21 protein-coding genes and 1 pseudogene are annotated in these 24,320 nt (G+C 51.7%); 14 read left to right on the top strand and 8 right to left on the bottom strand.

Annotated features, from left to right (window positions below):
* Window positions 1–123: 123 nt before the first annotated feature.
* The 3 genes from LC084_RS02525 to LC084_RS02515 are packed head-to-tail and all read left to right on the top strand — an operon-like array spanning window position 124 to window position 1,962.
* Window positions 124–738, top strand: a complete 615-nt coding sequence (locus LC084_RS02525; RefSeq protein WP_226569077.1) for a methylthioribulose 1-phosphate dehydratase — start codon at window positions 124–126, stop codon at window positions 736–738.
* Window positions 735–1,415 carry an acireductone synthase gene (gene mtnC / locus LC084_RS02520; protein WP_226569075.1) on the top strand — a complete coding sequence of 227 codons (681 nt, stop codon included), beginning with the start codon at window positions 735–737 and terminating at the stop codon, window positions 1,413–1,415. The genes LC084_RS02525 and mtnC overlap by 4 nt, the downstream gene beginning before the upstream one ends.
* A 4-nt stretch (window positions 1,416–1,419) precedes the next feature.
* Complete coding sequence (locus LC084_RS02515; RefSeq protein WP_226569073.1) at window positions 1,420–1,962, top strand: 1,2-dihydroxy-3-keto-5-methylthiopentene dioxygenase; 543 nt, start codon at window positions 1,420–1,422, stop codon at window positions 1,960–1,962.
* A 44-nt stretch (window positions 1,963–2,006) separates the two neighbouring features.
* Here the strand turns inward: LC084_RS02515 and mtnA are convergent, their stop codons facing one another.
* Window positions 2,007–3,032, bottom strand: coding sequence for an S-methyl-5-thioribose-1-phosphate isomerase (gene mtnA / locus LC084_RS02510; RefSeq protein ID WP_226569072.1), 1,026 nt, complete (start codon window positions 3,030–3,032; stop codon window positions 2,007–2,009).
* A gap of 117 nt (window positions 3,033–3,149) precedes the next feature.
* On the opposite strand from mtnA, the gene mtnK reads away from it, so the two are divergent.
* Entirely contained in the window at window positions 3,150–4,349 is a 1,200-nt protein-coding gene (gene mtnK, locus LC084_RS02505) for an S-methyl-5-thioribose kinase (protein WP_226569070.1), read from the top strand.
* Window positions 4,350–4,652: 303 nt separating this feature from the next.
* On the opposite strand, the gene LC084_RS02500 is transcribed toward mtnK, so the two are convergent.
* The 4 genes and pseudogenes from LC084_RS02500 to LC084_RS02485 all read right to left on the bottom strand — a co-directional run bounded on the left by LC084_RS02500 (window position 4,653) and on the right by LC084_RS02485 (window position 9,551).
* Window positions 4,653–5,891, bottom strand: coding sequence for an LVIVD repeat-containing protein (locus LC084_RS02500; protein WP_226569068.1), 1,239 nt, complete (start codon window positions 5,889–5,891; stop codon window positions 4,653–4,655).
* An 11-nt stretch (window positions 5,892–5,902) separates the two neighbouring features.
* Window positions 5,903–6,973: pseudogene (locus tag LC084_RS02495) on the bottom strand (sugar ABC transporter substrate-binding protein).
* 77 nt (window positions 6,974–7,050) lie between these two features.
* Window positions 7,051–8,046, bottom strand: a complete 996-nt coding sequence (locus LC084_RS02490) for an ABC transporter permease (protein ID WP_226569066.1) — start codon at window positions 8,044–8,046, stop codon at window positions 7,051–7,053.
* Window positions 8,043–9,551: a sugar ABC transporter ATP-binding protein gene (locus tag LC084_RS02485; RefSeq protein WP_226569064.1), complete on the bottom strand. Its 1,509-nt coding sequence runs from the start codon at window positions 9,549–9,551 to the stop codon at window positions 8,043–8,045. Before LC084_RS02485 ends, LC084_RS02490 begins: the two co-directional genes overlap by 4 nt.
* 221 nt (window positions 9,552–9,772) lie before the next feature.
* On the opposite strand from LC084_RS02485, the gene LC084_RS02480 reads away from it, so the two are divergent.
* Entirely contained in the window at window positions 9,773–10,861 is a 1,089-nt protein-coding gene (locus LC084_RS02480; protein ID WP_226569062.1) for an oxidoreductase, read from the top strand.
* Between the two features lie 24 nt (window positions 10,862–10,885).
* On the opposite strand, the gene LC084_RS02475 is transcribed toward LC084_RS02480, so the two are convergent.
* From LC084_RS02475 to cstA, 3 genes are read right to left on the bottom strand one after another with little or no spacing between them, the layout of a single operon-like run.
* A complete protein-coding gene (locus LC084_RS02475; RefSeq protein WP_226569060.1) occupies window positions 10,886–11,911 on the bottom strand; it encodes a CobW family GTP-binding protein in 1,026 nt (341 codons plus the stop codon).
* Between the two features lie 12 nt (window positions 11,912–11,923).
* The gene (locus tag LC084_RS02470) at window positions 11,924–12,121 is read right to left on the bottom strand and encodes a YbdD/YjiX family protein (RefSeq protein ID WP_036109624.1); all 198 of its coding nucleotides are present in this window, start codon (window positions 12,119–12,121) and stop codon (window positions 11,924–11,926) included.
* A 55-nt stretch (window positions 12,122–12,176) separates the two neighbouring features.
* Window positions 12,177–14,282 (bottom strand): pyruvate/proton symporter CstA, encoded by a 2,106-nt coding sequence (cstA, locus tag LC084_RS02465; RefSeq protein ID WP_226569058.1) that lies wholly within the window; start codon window positions 14,280–14,282, stop codon window positions 12,177–12,179.
* Window positions 14,283–14,577: 295 nt separating this feature from the next.
* Between cstA and fepB the strand changes: the two genes are divergently transcribed.
* The 9 genes from fepB to LC084_RS02420 all read left to right on the top strand — a co-directional run bounded on the left by fepB (window position 14,578) and on the right by LC084_RS02420 (window position 24,262).
* Window positions 14,578–15,495 (top strand): Fe2+-enterobactin ABC transporter substrate-binding protein, encoded by a 918-nt coding sequence (gene fepB, locus LC084_RS02460; protein WP_404808347.1) that lies wholly within the window; start codon window positions 14,578–14,580, stop codon window positions 15,493–15,495.
* Window positions 15,496–15,830: 335 nt separating this feature from the next.
* Window positions 15,831–18,044 carry a TonB-dependent siderophore receptor gene (locus tag LC084_RS02455; protein ID WP_226569055.1) on the top strand — a complete coding sequence of 738 codons (2,214 nt, stop codon included), beginning with the start codon at window positions 15,831–15,833 and terminating at the stop codon, window positions 18,042–18,044.
* Window positions 18,045–18,262: 218 nt separating this feature from the next.
* Window positions 18,263–18,430, top strand: coding sequence for a hypothetical protein (locus LC084_RS02450; protein ID WP_226569053.1), 168 nt, complete (start codon window positions 18,263–18,265; stop codon window positions 18,428–18,430).
* Between the two features lie 323 nt (window positions 18,431–18,753).
* Window positions 18,754–19,020, top strand: a complete 267-nt coding sequence (locus tag LC084_RS02445; RefSeq protein ID WP_226569051.1) for a hypothetical protein — start codon at window positions 18,754–18,756, stop codon at window positions 19,018–19,020.
* Window positions 19,021–19,155: 135 nt separating this feature from the next.
* On the top strand, window positions 19,156–21,024 hold the full coding sequence (locus tag LC084_RS02440) for a putative nucleotidyltransferase substrate binding domain-containing protein (protein ID WP_226569049.1): 1,869 nt from the start codon (window positions 19,156–19,158) through the stop codon (window positions 21,022–21,024).
* A complete protein-coding gene (locus tag LC084_RS02435; RefSeq protein ID WP_226569047.1) occupies window positions 21,021–21,734 on the top strand; it encodes an exonuclease domain-containing protein in 714 nt (237 codons plus the stop codon). The genes LC084_RS02440 and LC084_RS02435 overlap by 4 nt, the downstream gene beginning before the upstream one ends.
* 197 nt (window positions 21,735–21,931) lie before the next feature.
* Window positions 21,932–22,654, top strand: a complete 723-nt coding sequence (locus LC084_RS02430; RefSeq protein ID WP_226569044.1) for a nucleoside recognition domain-containing protein — start codon at window positions 21,932–21,934, stop codon at window positions 22,652–22,654.
* A 1-nt stretch (window position 22,655) separates the two neighbouring features.
* Entirely contained in the window at window positions 22,656–23,117 is a 462-nt protein-coding gene (locus tag LC084_RS02425) for a YjiG family protein (RefSeq protein WP_226569042.1), read from the top strand.
* Window positions 23,118–23,134: 17 nt separating this feature from the next.
* Window positions 23,135–24,262, top strand: coding sequence for a M20 family metallopeptidase (locus LC084_RS02420; RefSeq protein WP_226569040.1), 1,128 nt, complete (start codon window positions 23,135–23,137; stop codon window positions 24,260–24,262).
* The last annotated feature ends 58 nt before the right edge of the window (window positions 24,263–24,320 follow it).

Genomic DNA, 24,320 nt, shown 5'->3' with positions numbered 1-24,320 from the left:
TTTTGTTGTGATGCGTGTGTTGCTGCCACTATAACACGATGTTAATATTTGGCAATCAAGACGCTTAGACGTCCAAATAATAACGTAATGCCAGAATCAACACTGCGCATAATAAGGAACGTAATGACACAACAACTGCAACTGGCAGAATTAGTCGCGGCCTGCCGCTGGCTTGGTGCCAAAGGCTGGGCTCCCGCAACGGGCGGCAATATGTCCCTGCGCCAGGACACCGAATGGTGCTGGCTGACTGAATCCGGTAAAGATAAAGGCAGCCTGACAGAAAATGACTTCTTGCAGGTCAGTATTGCCGATAATACAGCGCCTTCCGGGCGCACGCCTTCCGCTGAAACCGGGCTTCATACTCTTATTTACCGCCTGTTTCCCGAAGCTCAGGCAGTTCTCCATGTTCACACGGTCAATGCAACCGTATTATCCCGGCTGGTCAAAGGCAACCGCCTGACACTGCAAGGGTACGAAATGCAAAAATCCTTGCGCGGCCAGTCATCGCATCTGGATGCCCTGCAAATCCCGGTCTTTGATAACGACCAGGATATCAGCGCACTGGCGCAACGAATCCATTCCGGCACAAGCAAAGAAGACCTGCAATGGGGGTTTCTGCTACGTGGTCATGGTTTGACCTGCTGGGGACGAAGTGTTGAAGAAGCCCGCCGCCATCTGGAAGGGCTGGAGTTTTTATTTGAATGCGAAATATTGCGCCGCCGCCTGGAGGTATTATGATTAAAGCCATCGTGACGGATATAGAAGGCACAACCAGCGATATTCGCTTTGTGCACAATGTATTGTTTCCCTATGCCCGCCAGCACCTTGCCTCTTTTATTGCCAGCCATGAGCAACACCCCGATGTTGCCGCTGCACTGGATGCGGTTCGCAAAGAAATTGGCCAGCCACAAGCCAGTACCGGCGATGTCGTCAACGCGCTTTTAACCTTTATGGATGAAGACCGCAAATCAACCCCGCTCAAAGCGTTGCAAGGCATGATTTGGCAAACCGGTTATCAGCAAGGCGCTTTCACCGGCCACCTCTACCCGGATGTACTGCCAGCACTGAAAAAATGGCAAGCATCAGGTATCGCGTTATATGTCTATTCATCTGGCTCCGTCGCCGCACAGAAACTGTTGTTCGGTTACAGTGACGCAGGCGATATCACACCGTTGTTCAGTGGGTATTTCGATACACACATTGGCCACAAACGGGAAACGGCCTCTTACCTGGCTATCGCCCGTGAAACCGGTGTTGCACCAAGTGAATTACTGTTTTTATCGGATATACACCAGGAGCTGGATGCCGCACGTGAGGCAGGCTGGCAAACCGTTCAACTGATTCGCGGCGCGGCAGATAACGCCAGCCAACATCCCCAGGTCGGCGACTTTAGCGCCATTAACCCCGAGGCATAATCACATGAGTACGCTTACTATTTATTCCGAAACCGATGCCAACCAGGCGCTCTGGCACAGCCAGGACGCAGAGGCTATCCGTGAACAACTGAATGCCGCCGGGGTGCGTTTTGAACGCTGGGAAGCCAATCAGGAACTGGGCGATGCACCTGGACCTGAAACGGTACTGGCAGCCTACCAGCACGAAATTGAAAAGTTAGTTGCCGAGAAAAACTACCAAAGCTGGGATGTCATCAGCATGCGCGCCAACCACCCGGAGAAAGCCGCGCTGCGGGAAAAATTCCTCTCTGAGCATACTCATGGTGAAGACGAAGTACGCTTCTTTGTTGAAGGTGCGGGGTTATTCTGCCTGCACCTGGATGGCAAGGTTTACCAGGTCTTGTGTGAGAAAAATGATTTAATTTCTGTTCCCGCAGGCACACCACACTGGTTCGATATGGGTTCACAACCTAATTTCACTGCCATTCGTATTTTTGATAACCCGCAAGGCTGGGTGGCAAAATTTACCGGCGACCCTATTGCCGATACTTACCCGCGCATTGACTGAACCGGCATGCGGCCAGGCTACGAATTACCTGGCCGCGCCACTCTTCAGTCCTGAGCTTTAAACACCCCGTCACGCACCTGTTCCGGGGTAATAACCCCGCTGTCCAGCACCCAACCGCTAATTAACTCTGCCGGTGTCACATCAAACGCCGGGTTGTACACTTGTGCATTCTCCGGTGCCCACTGCACCGAACCAAAACTCCCTGCCACGCCAGTCACTTCTGCAGCCGCACGCTGTTCAATGGGAATAGCTGCGCCATTCGGGCAAGAGGAATCCAGCGTGGTAACCGGTGCCGCAACATAAAACGGAATACCGTGGTATTTTGCCAAAACCGCCAGGCTATAAGTGCCAATTTTATTCGCCACATCCCCATTGGCTGCAATGCGATCTGCTCCCACCCAGATGGCATCTACCTCACCTTTTGCCATCAGGCTGGCCGCCATCGAATCACAAATCAGTTGGTATGGGATATTCAGTTCCCCCAGTTCCCAGGCAGTTAAGCGCCCACCTTGCAATAACGGGCGCGTTTCATCCACCCAAACCTGCTGTACTTTGCCGGCTTCAAATGCTTTGTGAATCACCCCCAGCGCAGTACCGCACCCTGCTGTCGCCAGCCCACCGGTATTGCAGTGGGTTAACAGGCGGCTACCCGGCGTAACTAACTGGCTACCGGCAACGGCAATCGCATCACATAATTGCTTATCTTCTTGTACCAGCCTCCAGGCTTCATTAACCATGGCACTCACCCAGTCACTCTGGTTCAGTGCCTGCTTCATCCGGTCGAGGTTATTCATCAGGTTTACTGCGGTTGGGCGTGAAGCGCGTAAGGTTTCCAGCGCCACATTCAGGCTTTCTCGATTGTCACCACGCTCGGCCAATAACGCCAGTAGCAAGCTGGCAGATAAACCAATCAGTGGCGCACCCCGCACCCGCAAAGCGTGAATATGGCCCACCAGTAAATCGACAGCGCTGGCATCCAGCCAGTTTGACTGCTGCGGCAATGCCTGCTGGTCGAGGATCCACAGTTGATTATCAGCAATGCGCAAACTGGTGGTTTGGAGATTATTCATTTTAGTTAAATCCTTGTTGCGTTGATGTGTTCTATTGTGTCAGGATGGAAAGCGGATGTATAGACGTCTGAACGGCTTATTAACCAAAATTGAAGAATTGACGAGGAAAGAAGTCACATGTCGCACTACCGCACTTTTACTGCCGATGACGCAGTTGCCTGGGCCAAACAACATGGTGGGCTGGAGAACCCGGAAAAACTTACTCATGCTGAAGAAGTGGGCGACGGTAACCTTAATCTGGTGTTTAAGGTGTTCGACAACGAAGGAATAAGCCGCATTGTTGTTAAACAGGCATTACCTTATGTGCGCTGTGTGGGGGAGTCCTGGCCGTTGACCCTGGACCGTGCCCGTCTGGAGGCAGAAACACTGATCGCCCATTACCAGCACTGCCCGCAACATACAGTAAATATCCTTCATTTTGATCCGGCACTTGCAGTAATGGTGATGGAAGATTTATCCCGTTACCGTATCTGGCGTGGTGAGCTGATCCGCGGTGAGTATTACCCGCAAGCCGCCAGCCAGTTAGGTGAATACCTGGCGCAGGTGCTGTTCCATACTTCTGATTTTTACCTGCATCCGCACCAGAAAAAAGCGGAAGTCGCACGCTTTATTAACCCGGAAATGTGCGAAATCACTGAAGACTTGTTTTTTAACGACCCGTACTGCCAGCACGAGCGTAATAACTACCCTGCCGCACTGGAGGCCGATGTTGCTGCACTGCGTGAAGATACCGCACTGAAACTTGCTGTGAGCGCACTGAAACACCGCTTTTTCTCCCATGCAGAAGCGCTGCTGCACGGTGATATCCACAGTGGTTCTATTTTCGTTGCCGAAGGCAGCCTGAAAGCGATTGATGCTGAATTTGGATTCTTCGGCCCGGCCGGGTTTGACCCAGGCACAGCAATTGGCAACCTGTTGCTCAATTATTGCGGCCTGCCCGGTTTACTGCCACTGCGCGAAGCGGCTGATGCTCGTGAGCAGCGTCTGGCGGATATTAACGAGTTTTGGCACACATTTAGTGAACGCTTTCAGTCTTTGGCTCAGGAAAAAACCCGTGACCAGGCACTTAGTTGCCCAGGCTACACCACCCAGTTTCTGAAAAAAGTGTGGCACGATGCCATTGGCTATGCGGGTACCGAATTAATTCGCCGTACTGTGGGGTTATCCCATGTGGCAGATATAGACACCATTGCCGATGACGCTATGCGCCTTGCCTGCCAGCGCCAGGCTTTGGCACTGGGTAAAGCATTGATTCTTATTGCAGATAAAATAGACACAGTGGAAGAGTTTATCGCGCGGGTACGCCAGTATAGTTGAGCCAGAACACAAGAGCCTGCTCAGGGAAGAGACAGGTACCTGCAATTTTATCTCCACCCGCTATGCTGGCTTGCGCAGAAGCCTGACACGCCGGTTAACAATAAAAGTTACCACACCGCCAGACGTCTGCTTATCAACAGCGGGAATCGCTTTTGCATTAAAGAAACAGAGATTTTCCGTCCATGATACTTGTGCCCCCAACATACCGGAAAATTAAACACACGCCCTGAATACATGGTTTAGGAGTAAAAAAACCCCATGGCATAACACCATGAGGTTTCAGTTAAACCGCATCAGAACCGGTTAGCCCAGGTACTCAATAATCGACAACCCGCCGTTATAATCCGTGCTATAGATAATTCCCTGAGCATCCACAAACACATCGCAGGACTGAATAACCTGTGGCCTTCCCGGGCGGGTATCCATCATGGTTTTTGGTGCTGCAGGCACCAATGCCCCGGTTTCCACTGGGTGATACGGGTTGCTAATATCAACAGCACGTACCCCGGCATTTTGCCAGGTGGCAAAAATCAACGTTTCACTGACAAAACTTCCTGGGCGGTTTTCATGCAGATTATGTGGGCCAAAATGTGCGCCCTTCGCAACATAATCCCGCTCGCCCGGAACCGGGAAGGTGGAGATACTCACCGGGTTGGCCGGTTCACGGATATCAAACAACCAGATAAATTTCTCACCATCCTGCTGTTCATCCAATACCGCTTCATCCAGCACAACCAACAAATCCCGGCCCGGAAGCGGCAATGCCGTGTGCGTTCCGCCACCATAAGGCGGGCTCCAGTTTCGGTGGCTGATAAGGGATGGTGCAGTCCGGTCGCTGACATCCAGCAAAGTCAGGCCGCCATCACGCCAGCTACCATAGGCCGTATCGCCATGGATAATCGCATGGTGTAAAGCATAACGCTTTCCTTCAGGCCAGCCCGGTTGCTCACCCGCCGCTTCATTCATGCCTGGCATCCACCAGCGCCCCGCGACTTCTGGTTTGCGCGGGTCTGCCAGATCAATCGTCAAGAAAATATAGTCGGTGTAGCCATCCAGCAACGCCGAGACATATGCCCAGCGCCCGCCCACATACCAAATACGGTGCACACCAATTCCATCCAGGGAAAGGAAACTGATTTCACGTGGATTTTCTGGTTGGGAGATATCAAAAATACGCACCCCGGCAGACCAGTCACGCCCGGAAACCGTTTTAACAGTCTCACCTACCTGGCGGGTGTAATACACCCGCTCATCAGCAAACCGGCTGTCTGCAAACAAGTCGCGGGCATTAATCACCAGCAACAGGTCATCATGCGCCTGCAAATGCACATTCCAGGTGCCAGGTGGTGCCGGAACATAACCCACGGTGCGCGGGTTTTTCGCATCACGCACATCAACAATGGAAAACCCCTGCGACACCATATGCCCAATATAGGCATAACCACGATGCACCATAACCTGTACACCGTCCGGGCGGCCGCCCTGATCACTGTGGCCTATCAGCCGCATATTGCGGCTATATTCGGGTTCCGGCAACGACATCTCCGTACTCCTTATTTATGCTGTTTCGCTTCAAGCGTGGCAAACCAGGGGGCGATAAAGTCCTGAGACTGGCCCCAACCTGGAATAATTTTGCTCAGAGAAGCCATATTCACATTACCCGGCTGGCTTGCCAGTAATGCCTGAGGAATTGCCGCGGCTTTAAAATCGTAGGTTGCCGGTGTCGGTTCGCCAGCAATTTTGTTCGCGATCAAACGCACATTCATGGCGCCAATCAGCTTAGGATCAACAGCAACAGTGACTTTCCATGGGCTGTTAGCCTCGCGCATCAGCTGTAAGTCCTGGTTAGAGGCATCAATGCTGTAAAGTTTGATTTCAGTGCGGCCATTTTCTTCCAAAGCCTTATAAGCACCCTGGCTGAACGCATCCTAGGTTCCCCAGATTGCGTCAATTTTCCCTTTCGGGTATTTCGCCAGCACTGCCCCAACTTTATTCGCTGTATCGCCCTGTACATCGGAAGACACTGCGCCAATGGATTCCAGTTCATGGATCCCTGGGTTGTCTTTGAGCATTTTTTCGTATTCAGCCTGGCGGCGTTCCATAGGCGGGAAGCCAGCAACCCACAGTTTGATGATATTGGCTTTGCCGTTGAAATCTTTTACCAGTTGGCCGAAGGAAAGACGCGTCAGTGAAGCGTCATCCTGCTGAGTAACTGTCACACCTGGGATATTGCCGCTAACGGCTGTATCGAATACCGACACCTTAATCCCGCTATCCACAATGCGTTTTACCAGTTTTGTTGAATACGGGTCGCGGCCCTGAGACAAGATAATCCCGTCGTATTTCTGGCTGATAGCCTGGTTTACAAAATCCTGGAAGCGCGCATCATCACCATTGGTCAAAAATACACTCACTTTAAATCCCAGCTTCTTACCTTGTTGAATAGCACCGGCAAGAAACTGCGAAGTATTATCATCTGAGCCCAGGTTACGAATCACTGCGATTTTTATTGGCCCGTTGTGGTCTGCAATTGCTGCGGGTACTGGCGCAAGTGTGGCAGCAAAACTGGTCGCGGTGCCAGCCAGTAGCCCCAGGGCAATTAACGAGCACTTAAGCATTTTCATTGTTGTCTGTTTCCTGTCTGTTTTAGATGATGTTATTCAATATGTTGCAGGTTTAATCTGCCCAAAAATCGTTTTGGTTAACGGCGCTGGATATAAGTCAGGGCCAAAGCACCTGCCAACACCAAACCTTTAATAATGTCCATGGCGTAATAAGGCACAGAGATCATCACTAACCCGTTTTGCAGCACACCGAGGATCACTGCGCCCAATAAGGTTCCCAGCGCATTGGGTTTACCCGAGCCTGCCAGTGAAAAACCAATCCAGGCGGCAGCCACGGCGTCCATCAAGTAACCACTGCCCGCATTCACCTGGGCAGAGCCAATGCGTGACGCCAGCAATATTCCGCCCAACCCGGCCAGTAAAGAGGAAAGGACATAGGCCAGCACGCGGTAGCGCGTGGTGCGAATACCAGACAGCCTTGCAGCTTCCGGGTTACCACCAATGGCATACATCCGGCGGCCATGGGTGGTCAGTGAAAGGCCAAGTTGTGCCACCACCGTGACCACCAGCATGATTATTACGATAACCGGCACCTGGCCCAACAGATTAAATCCGGCAGGAATCAAGCCCTCAGCCATATCGCCGCTGGGTAGTACCATGTTTTCAGTAATGGAACCGCCGTAGCTGTATGTCATCGCCACACCCTGGATGACAAACAGGCTGGCGAGGGTTGCCAGCATGTCGGGAATTTTCAGAACCACAATCAGGAAGGCATTAAACAACCCAACCAGGCAGCACAACGCCAGGGTGATGACAATCGCCTGAGTCGAGCCAAAGCCGTACCAGACAAACAGGGAAATCACCAACGAGTTGGCAAGTGAAGCCGTGGAACCCACCGATAAATCAAACCCACCAACCGTGAGCGACAACGACACACCGACTGCAATAACAGTGACGATGGCAATAGAGCGCAGAATATTGATGATGTTATGCGAATCGAGAAAGTTATCCGTTGTTAACCCAAATAACCCAATCAGTGCCACAACAGTGAGTAACATTCCCCACTTATAGAAAAAATCAAATAGACGCTGGCGCCCGGGGGCCTTCGCTTCAAGGGACAGGGCTTTACTCACGCGGGGGTTCCTCCAGTGGAATACATCAATAAAATTTCTTCGCTGGCCTCACGGCCATCCAGTTCAGCCACAATGCGCCCATCCCAGAGCACACAAATTCGGTCACACAACCCAACCAGTTCGGCAAATTCGCCACTGGCGTAAATCACGCCTTTTCCCTGGTCTGCAAGGCCTGCTATCAGGGTAAACAAATCGGTTTTGGCTCTGACATCCACGCCTTTAGTGGGCTCGTCAAAAATCAGTACATCGGCATCGCCTTTCAGCCATTTACCAATTGCCACCTTTTGTTGATTGCCACCGGATAAACGCCGCAGAACCTGGTCTGGCCCGGTTGTGCGCACACCCAGTCGCGCAATCACTTCTTCAGCCCAACGTCTGGCGGCACCAAAACCAAACAGTCCACCGCGCGAAAAGCGATTGTCCGCGCTGACAGACAAGTTCATCGCAACCGGTTCATCAATAAAAATGCCTTCTTTACGCCGCTCTTCCGGTACCAGCGCAATGCCTCGGGACACTTCACGCGCCGGGCTCACTGGCCGCCATTTCTTACCCAACAACATCCCATGGGATATCTTGCAAGGCGACGCCCCAAATAAGGCTTTGCACAATTCCGTTTTACCCGCGCCCGCTAACCCGGCCACGCCCAGGATCTCCCCTTCACGCAGGGTTAAGCTAATATCACGCAACAGGTGTTCGTCATTCAGCCCTTCAACAGCAAGCAGTGTGCGGGCATCTTCCGCCACAGCAGTGCGTTCCGGATAGAGGTTGTCCAGCGTGTGGCCAAGCATTTTCTCTACCACTTCTTCACCGCAAAGCGATGCCATTGCTGCGGTTTCAATCAGGCGGCCATCGCGCAATACTGTGAGCGTGTCACAAATTGCTTTTAGCTCATGAATTCGGTGGGAAATAAACACCACGCCAATACCCTGCGATTGCAAGCGGCGGACCACTGAAAACAGGCGGTCGCTTTCATGCTGGTCAAGAGGGGCGGTAGGCTCATCAAGGATAAGAAAGCGGCAATGGTGAGACAGAGCACGCGCCAACAACACTTGTTGCTTTTCGGCAAGAGAACAGTGCTCAATGGGCTTTTTCACATTAAGGCTGACATCCAGTTGCGCCAGAGCTTCGCGCGCCTGCCGCCAAATAGCACGCCAGTTAAACCCATGCCCAGGAGCTGCCAGGTGGTCAAGCATGATGTTTTCACCCACACTCAAGCCTGGCACCAATGCAACATCAACTTCTTGCTGCACCAGGTGAATACCCAGTTTTTTAGCGTCACGCGGGGTGCGCAAATGAACGGGTTCACCATCAAGCAGAATCGTCCCCTGGTAGTGTTCCCACACACCAGACAACACTGCCATAAGGGTGGATTTTCCGGCACCATTTGCCCCTGTCAGCGCGTGAACACTTCCTCCTTTAAGGGTGAAATCCACGTTCTGCAAGGCATTAAAACCACCAAAGCTGATGGAAACACCACGCATTTCAACCTGATGAGGTTGTGCCATAAATGCCAATCTCTACGAAATTTACGAAATAATTCATCGTATTTTTCATATTGGCTCTTCCATGACAATGAATGAAATGGCATAACATAAAGCGAAATGTTATTAGCCATCTGGACATCCAGACATAATATTAGGCAAATAACATAAAAGAGAGACGATTCCTTTTATCCACACACGGAGAACGGACGAAAATCGCCTGAACACTGACAGGAACCGAATATATGCAACAAACCGACATCCGCGTTGTGCCAGGACCCGCGAACTACTGGTCCCAGACAGGAGCACTTAACAAACTCGCCAGCCACTATTCACATGAACAATTGTCTCATGCTGTATGGGTTTATGGCGAAAAAGCCCTGAAGGCAGCAACCCCTTTCTTGCCCCCAGAGTTTCACCTGGACGGAGCAAAGAAATTACTGAGCGCCGGGCATTGCAGCGAAAATGAAGTCACCCGGCTGGCCGATGCTGCGGGAAAAGACCGCCAGGTGGTGATTGGCGTAGGGGGTGGCACGGTGATGGATACCGCAAAAGCACTGGCCCGCCGTTTGGGTTGCCCGCTGGTGGCTATTCCCACTATTGCCGCAACCTGTGCCGCCTGGACACCACTTTCCGTATGGTATAACGATGCAGGCCAGGCACTGCATTTTGAAGTATTTAATGACGCCAACCACCTGGTGCTGGTTGAACCTGAAATCATCCTTCAGGCTCCGGCAGAATACCTGCTGGCAGGCATTGGCGATACCCTGGCGAAGTGGTATGAAGCCGTTGTACTGGCACCGCAACCGGAAACACTGCCGCTTAGCGTACGCATGGGCATTGCCGCCGCTGAACAAATTCGTGATGTATTACTTGAACAGAGTGAACAGGCCCTGGCAGACCAGGAGGCTGGGAAACTGACACGTGCATTTTGTGATGTGGTGGATGCCATTATTGCCGGTGGCGGCCTGGTGGGTGGGCTTGGTGACCGCTACACCCGTGTCGCTGCCGCACATGCTTTCCACAATGGGCTGACAGTTGCGCCGCAAACCCACCGTTTTCTGCATGGCACCAAAGTAGCTTATGGGATTCTGGTGCAGAGTGCGCTACTCGGCCAGGATGATGTCACCAGCCAATTAATCACCCTGTTCCGCCAGCTCCACCTGCCCGTTTCACTGGCGGAACTGGATGTGGACATTCATAACCAGGCGCAAATTGACGCCATTATTGCCCACACGCTTCGCCCAGGTGAATCCATTCACTATCTTGGCGGTGAGCTGACACCGGCTCACTTGCAGGCGGCACTGGAAAATATCGAAGCCAGAACACGCTAACAGGTGGCGGCCTGCGTAGATAGGTTACGCGCAGGCTGCCATAAAACGCTGGCGAATATCTTCCGTGGGCAAGTTTCTGCCAATAATCACCAGCCGGGAACTAGCTGTTTCGCTCTCACGCCAGGGTGAGCCGTAATCAAACCCCACCACACTGTGTATACCCTGTACTACCAGGCGCTCCGGCTTTCCAACCACCGCCAGTACACCTTTATAACGCAACATATCCGCACCCCAGTTTTCCACACACCAGTTCATAAATTCACCGGCCCTATGCAAATCCAGCCACCCGGCTTCAAGCACCAACGATGAGATAGCGTCATCCCAGTGTCGGGTTGCGCGTGGCCGTGAAAGTGGCTGGAAGCTTACCTCTTCACTCACTTGTGGCCGGGCAATAAAAAAGCCCCGCTGCAACGTGGCATCATCACTCAGAGTGAAAGCCGCTAAATCCAGCCATAACGCAGCCGGGCACACGCCATTCGTCACCTGGTAAATCGCCGCCCGTGGGTTGATACGGTTAAGGCGAGCCATCACAGCATCACGCTCTTGCGGCTCTACCTGGTCACCATGCGTCACCAAAATTCGGTCGGCAAACCCGATTTGTGAGACAGCAACCGGGTGCTCATCCAGTTGCCGGTGAATGTGTTGCGCATTTGCCAGGGTAACCACCGCATCCAGTTGCAGTGACTCACGCAAGCGATCATCCACAAAAAAACTTTGAATAACCGGTGCCGGGTCAGCAAGCCCGGTGGTTTCCACTACCAGCCGGTCAAAGCTCAACGCGCCTTCTGCCCGCTTATCCAGCAAATCATGCAATGCTGCCGTGAACTCGCCACGCACATTGCAACACAGGCAACCATTGCTTAACTCGACAATACTGACATTATCGCGCGCTTCCAGTAACGCACCATCAATGTTCACCGGGCCAAACTCGTTTTCCACAATCGCAACGGCACCCGCCTGGGGCTGTTGTAAAAAGTGGTTAAGCAGGGTGGTTTTCCCTGCACCAAGAAACCCCGTCAACAAGGTGACAGGCAAGGTTATCGGTTGCATAAATATCCTGTATTAACAGCAGCGTGGGCCACCGTTCCCGCCATAACGGGCATCCTGGCGCTCACGGAAAAATTCTTCATAGCTCATTGGCGTTTGTTCAGGGTGATTAAGCCGCATATGCTGCACATAGTTGTCATAATCCGGCACCCCGACCATCAGTTTGGCCGCCTGGCCCAAATATTTTCCGGCTTTTGCAAGGGTATCAAACATGTTTCCTCCTTCCGCCTGCCACGGCAATCAGAGGGGCGGTTGCCCGCCCTTCAGATTAATGTGCGTTACGAGCCGAATGGGTTGCTACCGGAGCTTCTGGCGGCATGGCCTCCCACGGCACTTCATTCACAGTGGGTTTATCACTCTTCAGTGCTTTCAGGCAGCAGCGCAGAGCAAACCAGGCCAGCACCACCACAACCACCATGAAAAAGAGTGTCAGACCGGCATCAAGGCGGTTGTTGAATACCAGGCGCGCCAACTGGCCTTCGGTGTATTTCGCCGGAATAGCACCGGTGTCTATCATTGTCTGGAATTTGTTGGCTATTGCCAGGAAACCAACACGCGGGTCGCTACTGAAGGTTTTCACCCATCCGGCAGACAGCGTACAAATCAGCAACCAGGCAGTAGGCACCAGCACAACCCAGGCATAACGCTGGCGCTTCATTTTGAACAGCACAACGGCACATAGCAGCAATGCCATTCCTGCCAGCATCTGGTTGGCAATCCCGAACAATGGCCAGAGCGTATTAATCCCACCCAGCGGGTCGACTACGCCCTGATACAGGAAATAGCCCCAGGCCAGTACACACAGACCAGTGGCAATCAGGTTAGCCGGTAATGAATCCGTGCGTTTAAGCCCAGGCGATACCAGGCCCAGCAAGTCCTGGAGCATAAAGCGTGCAGAACGTGTCCCGGCATCCACCGCCGTCAGGATAAACAAAGCTTCAAACAAAATAGCGAAGTGATACCAGAAGGAGACATCCATCAGGCCACCCAGTGCGCCATGAAGGATGTAAGCCATCCCCACCGCTAGTGTTGGAGCACCACCAGCACGGGAAACAATACTTTGTTCACCCACTTCACTGGCAATGTTATGCAGAATATCTGGTGTTATCTGGAAGCCCCAACTGCTGACCACCTGAGCCGCCGATGTCACCACATCCACCGTATTGTCCGGCACCAGCAGTGCCAGCGGGCTATTCATGGCGAAGTAAACACCTGGGTCAATCACGCACGCCGATACCAGCGCCATAATCGCCACGAAGGATTCCATTAACATGCCACCATAGCCAATAAAACAAGCCTGGTTTTCATTCGCCAGCATCTTCGGCGTAGTGCCAGAAGCAATCAATGCATGGAAACCGGATACCGCACCACAGGCAATGGTAATAAACAGGAACGGGAACAGATCCCCGGCCCAAACTGGCCCGGTGCCATCAACAAAGCGAGTCAGCGCGGGCATTTTCAGTTCAGGGCGAACCAATAAAATACCGATAGCCAGACCAAGGATGGTGCCAATTTTAAGGAAGGTAGACAGATAGTCACGAGGAGCCAGCAGCAGCCAAACTGGCAGCACCGCGGCAATAAAACCATACACGCCCAGCATGATGGTCAGTTGTACACCGGTGAAATCAAAGAATGCTGACCATGTGGGGCTTGCGGCTACCCAGCCACCAGAAATAATGGCGAACACCAGCATAACCAGGCCAATAACCGACACCTCTCCAATCCGGCCAGGGCGCAGATAGCGCAGGTACACCCCCATAAATAACGCCAGTGGAATGGTAAACGCAACGGTCCAGGTCCCCCAGGGGCTGTGGGTCAGGGCTTTCACTACGATCATTGCCAGCACGGCAAGAATAATCACCATAATCATAAAGCAGGCGACCAGTGCGATTACCCCGGCGGTATTGCCCATTTCTGCTTTAACTAATTCACCCAAAGAGCGGCCATCACGGCGGGTAGAAACAAACAGCACCATAAAATCCTGAACGGCACCGGCCAGCACTACACCCGCCAGTAGCCACAGCATCCCAGGCAAATAACCCATTTGCGCTGCCAGTACCGGGCCAACCAGAGGCCCGGCCCCAGCAATGGCGGCAAAATGGTGGCCGAACAATACTTTTTTATCCGTCGGGACATAATCGAGCCCGTCGTTATGGCGCACAGCAGGTGTCATGCGGGTTGCATCGACCGACAGGACTTTATTGGCAATAAACAACCCGTAATAACGATAAGCGATTAAGTACACGCAGGTTGCCGCCACGACAATCCATAATGCATTAATCTGCTCACCCCGATTTAACGCAATGTAGCCCAGAGCAAAAGCCCCCAACAGCGCCAGAATGCCCCAAACAAGGTGTTTCCCCGTGGTATTCATAGGGTTTCCTTTTTTATTTTCACAACAGAGGTTTGACAGAGGATATGTGCGCTTATTTGACCTGCTTCGGTGGGTAAAAAACGCTGCCGGGATCATGCTTTAAGTAAAATGTTAAATAAAATAAAAAAGAATGTAATTCTGATGTAAATCACAAAACACTGTTGCAGCAAGACACCAGTGAAAACACTTTCGGGGCTTGCGTCGCAAAAAAATAAAAATGAAAATGAGAGTAATTTTCATTACATGGAATGGCGATATTGTGAAAAAAACTGTCCTGTTTTTCTTGTCTTGCCTGATGGTACTGCTGTCCTGCTCCGCCCAGGCCAGTGGCTGGCCACGCACATTCACTGACAGCAAAGGTACTCATACACTTCCAAAAGCCCCGTTGCGGATTGTCTCCACCAGCGTCACGCTTACCGGTTCGTTACTGGCGTTGGATGCCCCAGTGATTGCCAGCGGTACCACGCGTCCGGGCAATAAAGTGTCTGATGACCATGGTTTTTTACGCCAGTGGGGCGAAATAGCCGTCCAGCGCAAGGTTAAAGCGCTTCCCCCAGGGGAGAGCAACCCTGAGCTTATTGCCACCCTGCACCCGGACCTGATTTTAGTGAGTGCGACGGGCCTTGATTCTGCAATGGCTGAGTGGGATAAGCTGTCAAAAATAGCACCAACAATAGTCATCAACTATGGTGACCAAAGCTGGCAGGAATTACTGACTGAACTTGGGCAACTCACCGGGCACGAAAAACAAGCAGCAGAACGTATTGCCCAGTTCAATACGCACCTTGCAAAGGTAAAATCGGCAATTAAATTACCGCCTCAGCCAGTGAACGCCATGGTGTGGAATGCCCATGCTTCTCTTGCCAATGTCTGGACTACTGTCTCTGCTCAGGGGCAATTACTATCGCAACTTGGGTTCACCTTAAGTGAACCGGGCCAGGGGCAGCGTATGGTGAGCCAGCGAGGTAAACGCCAGGATATTATTCCGTTACAAGGTGAAAACCTGGTTGTCGGGTTATCCGGCCAAACATTTCTGCTGTTTGCCGCCAATCAAAAAGACGTAACTTCAGTGAAAAACAACCCGCTACTGGCTCATCTTCCGGCCGTTGAAGCCAATCGCGTATATGCGCTGGGTGGGGATAACTTCCGCCTGGATTATTACAGTGCCAGCCACTTACTGGACACATTAGCGACGTTATTCCCTGCCCACTAATCCCCAATAACACACCGCCCGCCCCTCCCCCACGTCTGCATTTCCCGTGGGCGGAGGGGTTACCCCCACCGGCAGTTATTTGATTCAGAACAATAAACACTCAAAAAAAGCACAATATAGTAAAAATAATGAAAACATTATTGATAATTATTTCTATTTGCAATAGCGTATTGCTCGCTGCTAACCGCAGTGCCTGTAGCACTTATAAAAAATAAGGCGTCTTGCTGGCTGCCGGAGTTTGCCAGACAAGCCGCTCTGCGCACTTTCACGCATTTTGTTGCCCGTTTTCCGTGGGACGGAGCCTGTAGCGGCAACAAGACGAGCAGGAACTCAACATGATTAAAAAACGCTATACACTGGCTACGCTGGTGCATCTGGGAATTTATGGTCTTGCACTGCCGGCTTCGGCAGCCGACAGTACGACACAAGAAGACACCATTGTGGTCAGTGCAGCAGAGCAAAATCTTCAGGCTCCTGGTGTGTCAACCATTACAGCTGAAGAAATCAAAAAACACCCCGCCGCACGCGATGTGTCCGAAATTATCCGCACCATGCCGGGCGTGAACCTGACCGGTAACTCAACCAGTGGCCAACGTGGTAACAACCGCCAGATTGATATCCGCGGCATGGGGCCAGAAAACACCCTCATTCTGATAGATGGTAAACCGGTTACCAGCCGCAACTCCGTGCGCCTTGGCTGGCGCGGAGAGCGTGATACGCGCGGTGATTCTAACTGGGTTCCTGCAGAAATGATTGAACGCATCGAAGTGATTCGTGGCCCGGCTGCTGCGCGTTATGGAAATGGGGCGGCAGGTGGTGTGGTCAACATCATCACCAAACCCAGCGCCAATGAATGGCATGGTTCCTGGAATACCTATTTCAATGTTCCTGAACACAAAAAAGAAGGTGCCACAAAACGCACTAACTTCAGCCTGACCGGGCCAGTCGGCGGTGACGTCAGCTTCCGCTTATGGGGAAATATGGCAAAAACCCAGGCTGATGCATGGGACATCAACCAGGGCCACGAAGAGAGCCGTACCGGTACCTTTGCCGGCACTTACCCCGCCGGGCGTGAAGGCGTCATCGATAAAGACATTAATGGTCAGTTGCGCTGGCAGTTCGCCCCTATGCAGTCACTGACTTTCGAATCCGGTTACAGCCGCCAGGGCAACCTGTATGCGGGAGACACCCAGAACACCAATACCAGTGCCTTGGTAAAAGAGAACTATGGGAAAGAAACCAACCGCCTGTACCGCCAGACGTATTCCCTGACCTGGGCCGGTGCCTGGGATAACGGTGTTTCGACCAACACCTGGGGGCAGTATGAACGCACCCGTAACTCACGCCTGAGTGAAGGGCTGGCGGGCGGCGCTGAAGGGCTGTTCTCAAGTAACAAATTTGTCGATATCGACCTGAGCGATATCCTGCTGCACAGTGAAGTGAACATTCCGCTGAACCTGTTAGTCAACCAGACACTGACTCTGGGTACTGAATGGAACCAGCAGCGAATGAAAGATAATGCCTCGAATACTCAGGCATTGGCAGGTGGCAGCCTCGACGGAGTCTCCAGCACAAACCGCAGCCCTTATGCCAGCGCAGAAATCTTCTCGCTGTTCGCCGAAGATAATATGGAGCTGACAGACAGCACCATGTTAACCCCGGCATTGCGCTTTGATCATCACACCATTGTGGGGAATAACTGGAGCCCGTCACTGAATCTGTCTCAGGCACTGAGCGACGACTTCACGCTGAAACTGGGCATTGCCCGTGCGTATAAAGCACCAAGCCTGTACCAGACAAACCCGAACTACATTCTCTACAGTAAAGGCCAGGGTTGCATGGACAACTCCTCCGCCTGCTACCTGCAAGGGAATGCGGACCTCAAAGCCGAAACCAGTATCAACAAAGAAATTGGTTTAGAGTTTAAACATATGGGCTACCAGGCTGGGTTAACCTGGTTCCGTAACGATTACCGCAATAAGATTGAAGCCGGTTACTCTGCTGTTGGCAGCACGGGCTCAACCAATATCTACCAGTGGGAAAACGTACCGAAAGCCGTGGTTGAAGGGCTGGAAGGAACAGTGAATGTTCCCGTTACCGATACGGTGGCATGGAACAATAACCTGACCTGGATGCTGCAGAGTAAAAACAAAGAAACGGGTGACCGCCTGTCGATTATTCCGCAATTTACGCTTAACTCAACGCTGAGCTGGCAAGTACGCAGCGATGTTTCCCTGCAAAGTACCTTCACCTGGTACGGGCGTCAGAAACCGAAACTGTATGACTACCAGGGCGAATCAGTGTCAGGCAGTGAAAAAACGGAAGTTAGCCCCTACAGCATCATCGGCCTGAGCGGCACCTGGGATGTTAACAAAAACCTGAGCTTTACTGCCGGGGTGGATAACCTGTTTGATAAACGCCATTGGCGTTCCGGTAACGCACAAACTACCGGTAACAGCAACACCAACTCTTATATGTATGGCGCAGGTGCGGCAACTTATAACGAATCCGGGCGTACTTTCTTTATGAGTATGAATACCCAATTCTAACCCCCAACGGCGTCTGGTTCTCAGACGCCGTTTTTTAATGAATAGCCACCTTCCCGGCTCTTTGTGCCTCAAGTTCAGATTACTCCTCGCCCATTTGCCAAGAAATCCCAGTAAAGTAACGCGTTATATGCCGTGAAGGTTGAGCTGTGTATGCCGCTCTCACGCCATATACGTTATGCATATTCTGCCGTAATGCAGAACACAACAGGATGTATAAAATGAAAAAACTGATGTTAAGCGCCACTGTGCTGGCAATAGCCCTGGGTCTGAGCGGTTGTATTTGGCCTGGCCCACACCACCACCCACACCATTCATCTGGTGATAACCGTGGTCCTCAAATGCAGGATAATCATCACGGTAACTCACAAGACAATATGCGCCGCTAAACTTTCGTTACCCGGTTTGCCATCAGGCCAGCCGGGTAACAATCTTGCTTTTATCTCTTTGATTCCCCGAATCTGTGTGTTTTACGCCCCTGATTGTAATTTTCGTCAAAAAACCTGTCTGGTACGCTCAGCAGAGGTATAATGCTCTATTCGGGAGCGCTGGTTGTTTGCTTTAATTAGACACTGGCTATAGCTTCTTAGAAGTGAGCTTGCGTTAACGGCATAAACCGTTAAAATTTAAGTAATTAACAGCGTTACTCTGTACGTATTGTACAACTCTGGTGCCAGTGCGCTCCCATTAATCACCTCAACAGGTTCTGGCTATGTCAATACCCACACACCGGCAACTTATCGCCGTTGCTATCCGCTCCCCGGAAGAGGCCCTGCCTTTCCCGCTTGAAACAATTAAACAATCCCTGCTCGATGGCGTGACTGTAGAAGCGCTAATGTCCACACTCAATCAAAAAGGGATCCGCGCATGGCGTGAAAGTGAAAGCGACCAGGGGGATGTTACCGCTTTCTGGATCCAGGGTGGCGGTGAGCAAGCCGTACTTATCTCCTGCCAGTATGGCGATATCCCCATTCACTGACAGGGTGAAAAGTCAGAAAAACGTTGCCCTCCCCCGGTTATTCACTTTTTCTTTTTGCCTTCCTGGCCGCACGCACGCAAAATAAAACAGCATTCCATAATGCCATGGACCCGTTATGCGACAGGAAAGCCGCCTATGTCAGAGATTGTATTGCCCAATATCAGTGAGTTTATTGCGCAAGTTTCACCCCTTAATACATTGCCCACCAGTGCGCAGAAAACCATTGCGAGCCATTTGCGTATCCGCTACCTGGCTACCGGTGAAACCCTGCCTTTCGATGCCAGTGAAGAAGAACGCTGGTTGTATGTGGTACGCACCGGCGCACTGGAACAGCGCTGGCGTGATGGCGTATTACGGGCACGCCTTGGGCCAGAAGACTTGTTTGGCTTTACGTTTCTCGAAGGGATACCGGGTAACCCGGAAGACTGCTATAACGTAACGGCATTGCAAAACACCCTGCTCTACCAAATTCCACATTCCCTGTTAAAAACACTGCTGAAGACTTACCCGGAATACGCCACACATTTTTCGATTAACGCTCATGAGCGGTTGGGTTCAGCCATGAATGTGGTCTGGTCTAACGACGAAAAAGGGCTATTTGTTCGCAAAGTTTCGGATGTAGCAAGTGATGTTATCTCTGTGGTACGGGCAGATACCACCATCCAGCAAACCGCCTGGCAAATGCGTGGTGTCGACCGCTGTTCTACTGCTGTAGTGATGGAAAACGACCAGATTGTCGGCATTATTACTGACCGGGATATGTCCTTGCGTGTCGTCGCGAAAGGTGTTGATGCCAGCCGCCCAGTCAAAGACGTTATGACACCCTCCCCCATTACGATTGGCCCGAATGAACTTATCATGCAGGCTGTCGCATTAATGATGCAGCATGGTATTCGCGGGTTGCCCGTGGTTAATAACAACCGGCCTGTTGGGCTGTTAACCACATCGCATCTGGTACAGCACCACCGGGTACAGGCCATTTTCCTGATAGAAAAGATTAACCACTGCAATACCGTCGACGAACTGGCTGCGCTGGCTGTTGAGCGCCAGGCAGTCTTTGAAGCCCTGGTGGAAGGTAACCTGCACAGCGAAAGTACGCATTTAGTCATGACCATGATTATGGATGCCTGCACCCGCAAGTTAATTAACCTGGCGATTCAACACCTGGGTGAGCCCCCCTGTGATTATGCCTGGCTGGTAGCGGGCTCTCATGCCCGTAACGAAGTCCATATGATGTCAGACCAGGACAGTGCGTTGGTGCTGGCAGACACCGCCACTGAAAGCGATATTATTTGGTTTATGCATATGGCGATGTACGTGAGCAACGGGTTAGATATGTGTGGTTACCCACTCTGTACCGGCAACTATATGGCGGTATCCCGCCGCTGGTGCCAGCCCGTGCATGTATGGCAGGAATATTTCAAAAAATGGGTGCGTAACCCCGAATACAGCCAACTGCTTAATGCCACCGTATTTCTGGAAACACGGGCGCTGGCGGGTAATGCCGCCTTGTGTGAAACAGTACAACAAACACTGCTCGACAGCATTGCCCAATGCCCCGGCTTCCTGCACGCACTCACTCGCGATGCCGTACAAACTAACCCACCTCTGGGGATTTTTAACAACCTGGTATTGGAAAAAAGCGGTTCCGATTCCAAGACGCTGAATATCAAACGTTACGCCCTGACACTGATTATCGACCTGGCGCGTATTTATGGTCTGGCGGCTGGTTGCAGTGAAACCCGAACCGAAGCCCGGTTTATTGCCGCCCGTGATAAAGGCTTATTATCACCAGACAGTTGTACCAATATTATTGACACTTTCCATTTTCTGACCCGCCAGCGCCTGTTACACCAGTGCCAACAAATTCGCCTGGGTCAGCCAGCAGATAACCAAATTAATCCACAGGATTTCGGCAGTTTCGAACGCAAACACCTCAAAGACGCGTTTCGGATAATTTCAGGTTTGCAGGATGCAGCGAAATTGAGGTTTGTGAAAGAATGAAACTATTATGGCCATGGTCTGGCGAGCCCCAGGGGTTGCGTAAATTACACAAGCGGCAGCAACGCTGGCAACAGCTTGATGGGCTATCTCCGGCGTTACAGCGCCTGGTAGATACCCCTGTCCCGCCCGCCAATACATTATTAGCCGATTACCCCTGGCTGGCGTTTGATTTTGAAACATCTGGAATGGATGCTGAACAGGCACATATTCTCAGCATTGGTTTTGTCCCTGTAATAGCAAGGCAAATCGCACTGGAACAGGCTGAACACCACTATGTGGCTTCCTCTGCTGCCATTGAAGCGCAAACCGCAATTCTTACCCACATTACGCCGGAAATGTTGAAGAATGCCCCTGGTATTGATGAAGCGATGGAAGAGCTATTTGACCATCTTGCCGGGCATGTTGCTGTGGTGCATGGGAAAATGGTGGAATCCCGCTTTATTAACCGTTACTTACTAACACGCTATGGCATGGACAACCCTCCGGTTATCTGGCTGGATACACTTGAGATGGGGCGACAGCACCAACGCCTGCAACAAGATGGCCGGGAAGACTACCGGCTGGCGTCATTACGCGAACGCCTGGGTCTACCTTCATACACCGCGCACCATGCCTTAAGCGATGCTGTCGCTACTGCTGAACTGGCTATGGCTCAACTTGCCTGCCGTTTTCGTGGAACACCGCCTACGCTTGGGGATATTGTTGAGTAGCGACAGGTAAATCCCGCTATTTTTACCGAGGTAATCTGTCGCCTTTCCCTTTATTTTCCGCCAAAGAACAAAACTACAAAAACAGTTACTTTTCATTACGTTAATAACAAAAATATTCATGACCTGTGTCATTTTGTTTCCTGGTTATCTGACCACAATAACGGCTTCACAACATGGAGATAAAATGAAGGAGTCCTATGTCCGTTTCCCCCACCCAAAATGAACCTGCAGTTACTCCCGGAGCCTGGCTGGCCCTGGCCTTTGCCATCGTCTTTTTCTCTGGCATTGCCAGCGGCAATAGCTGGTACGGCATATTTGATTTCACTACATTAAACGGTGCTTTTGGTCGTGTTACTTCTGGCGTACAACTGAATGACGGCACACTGGCCACCAGCACAGCAACCTTTCGCGGGGTTGGCGGCCATGGTGCGATGGACGGTTTCTTATTTGCCCTCGGGTTAATACCCGCCGTCATGTTCGCACTGGGTATGATAAACGTCCTTGAACACTACGGTGCATTGCGTGCAGCGCGTCGTTTACTCACACCTATGCTGCGCCCATTACTGGGTTTACCGGGCAATGCCGGGCTGGCGCTGATTGGCAGCCTGCAAAGTACCGATGTAGGGGCATCATTAACCCGCAACCTGGCCGAACAGGGCGAAATTACTGAAAATGAACGCGATGTTTTCGCCATGTTTCAGTTTTCTGCAGGTGCCATGCTCACCAACTTTTTCGGTTCAGGTGCCGTGTTATTCGCCCTGGTTGCCGCAGACGGCTCACTGCTGGTCCCCGCATCTATTGGTAGCTGTATTGCCGTAATGTTTATCATGAAAATTGTGGGTGCTAATGTGCTGCGCCTGTGCCTGACCATTGGGCAGCGAAAAACCACAACTGCGCCTTTAACCAGCAAGGAAAGCTGATATGTCTACAACCCCACGTCCTATGGTGACGGATATTTTTATTGAAGGTGCGCGTAAAGGCTGGACGATTGCGACAACCAGCACACTGCCAAATGTCGTAATGGCGTTTATTCTTATTAAAGCACTGGAAATTACCGGCACCTTATCTTTGATAGGCAAAGTGTTTGCCCCAGTGATGGGAGTGTTCGGTTTGCCTGGCGAAGCTGCCGCAGTCCTGATTGGTGCCTGGATGTCTATGGGCGGTGCCATCGGTGTAGTTATTGGGCTGTTTGAGCGCGGCATACTGGCCGGTGAACATATCGCAATTCTGGTGCCCGCCATCTATCTGATGGGTTCGCAGGTACAGTATCTCGGCCGTATTCTTGGAGTAATTGGTACCCGCGCGGCGCGCATACCACTGATGATTGGTATCTCATTGCTTAACGCTTTCCTCGCTATGTGGTTAATGCGCATCATTCTCTGACGATAAGGATACTGAATATGGATATGAACCATTACACCCGCCTGCTCGGCCAACTGGTCAATATTGATTGTGGTACTCATACACCACAAGGTGTAGCCACTGTGGCTGCCCGTCTTTGTGGCTGGTGGCAGGAAACAGGCTGGTTTACACGCATGGTGGAATTCGATGATGCCTGTGGGCCTGGCTTGCTGGTTACTAACCGGCATGACGCGGAACACTATGATGTACTGCTTATTGGCCATATGGACACCGTCTTTCCGCCGGGTACCGCGGCTGAACGCCCAATGCATGAAGATGACACACGGCTGTATGGCCCTGGGGTCTCCGACATGAAATCCGGGTTGTTGAATATTTTCTTCGCACTCAATGGGCTTGATCACGCTGATCGCGAACGGTTGTCAATTGCCGTGGCTATGAACCCAGATGAAGAAGTGGGTTCCCCCTGGTCCCACCAATGGCTAAGTGAACTGGCAAGCCGTGCCAGCCTGGTGCTGGTCTGTGAAGCTGCACGCACCGATGGTTCACTGGTCAAAGCCCGTAAAGGTGTGGCAACCTGGGAGTTACAGTTTAAAGGTGTCGCGGCCCACGCAGGGAATGAGCCAGAAAAAGGGCGCAGTGCGATTACTGCTCTGGCACACACGGTACTTAGTGTTAACCAGCTCGCTAATGCGGAACTCGGCACAACAGTGAATGTGGGTATTATCAGCGGGGGTGATGCACCCAATATTGTTGCAGCCCATGCAACGGCAACAGTGGATGTCCGTTTTTGGGAAAACAACGATTATGAGAGAGTAAAAGATGCCCTGCTCACCCTGTGTAGCCAACCAGGAGATAACGGTGTGGCATTGTCTGCTCATTGTCTTGCCCATAAGCCCGCCATGATGCCCGGCGATGCAACACAAGCATTAATGCAGCATATTGAACAAGCAGGTGAGCATTGTGGGGTACCTATTACCTGGCAAGCCGTTGGTGGGGGAAGTGATGCCAATTTGACCGCTGCATTGGGGATTCCTACAGTCGATGGGTTGGGGCCAGTAGGCGGTGGTTTCCATTCCCCCGACGAATACCTGGAGAAAGCATCTGTCGCCCCACGCATCGCTCTGTTAGGCGAAATTATCAGCAGATTGCCTTACAGCAATAATTAGCATAAAAAGCTGCCAATTAGTGAATTTTATCTATATGAGTTATTTTAATCTGAAATTA

This window comes from Mangrovibacter yixingensis, assembly GCF_020523985.1.
GTDB classification, from domain to species: Bacteria; Pseudomonadota; Gammaproteobacteria; order Enterobacterales; family Enterobacteriaceae; genus Mangrovibacter; species Mangrovibacter yixingensis.
The sequence above is the reverse complement of the archived record's forward strand: the minus strand, read 5'-3'. Positions and strand labels throughout refer to the sequence as shown.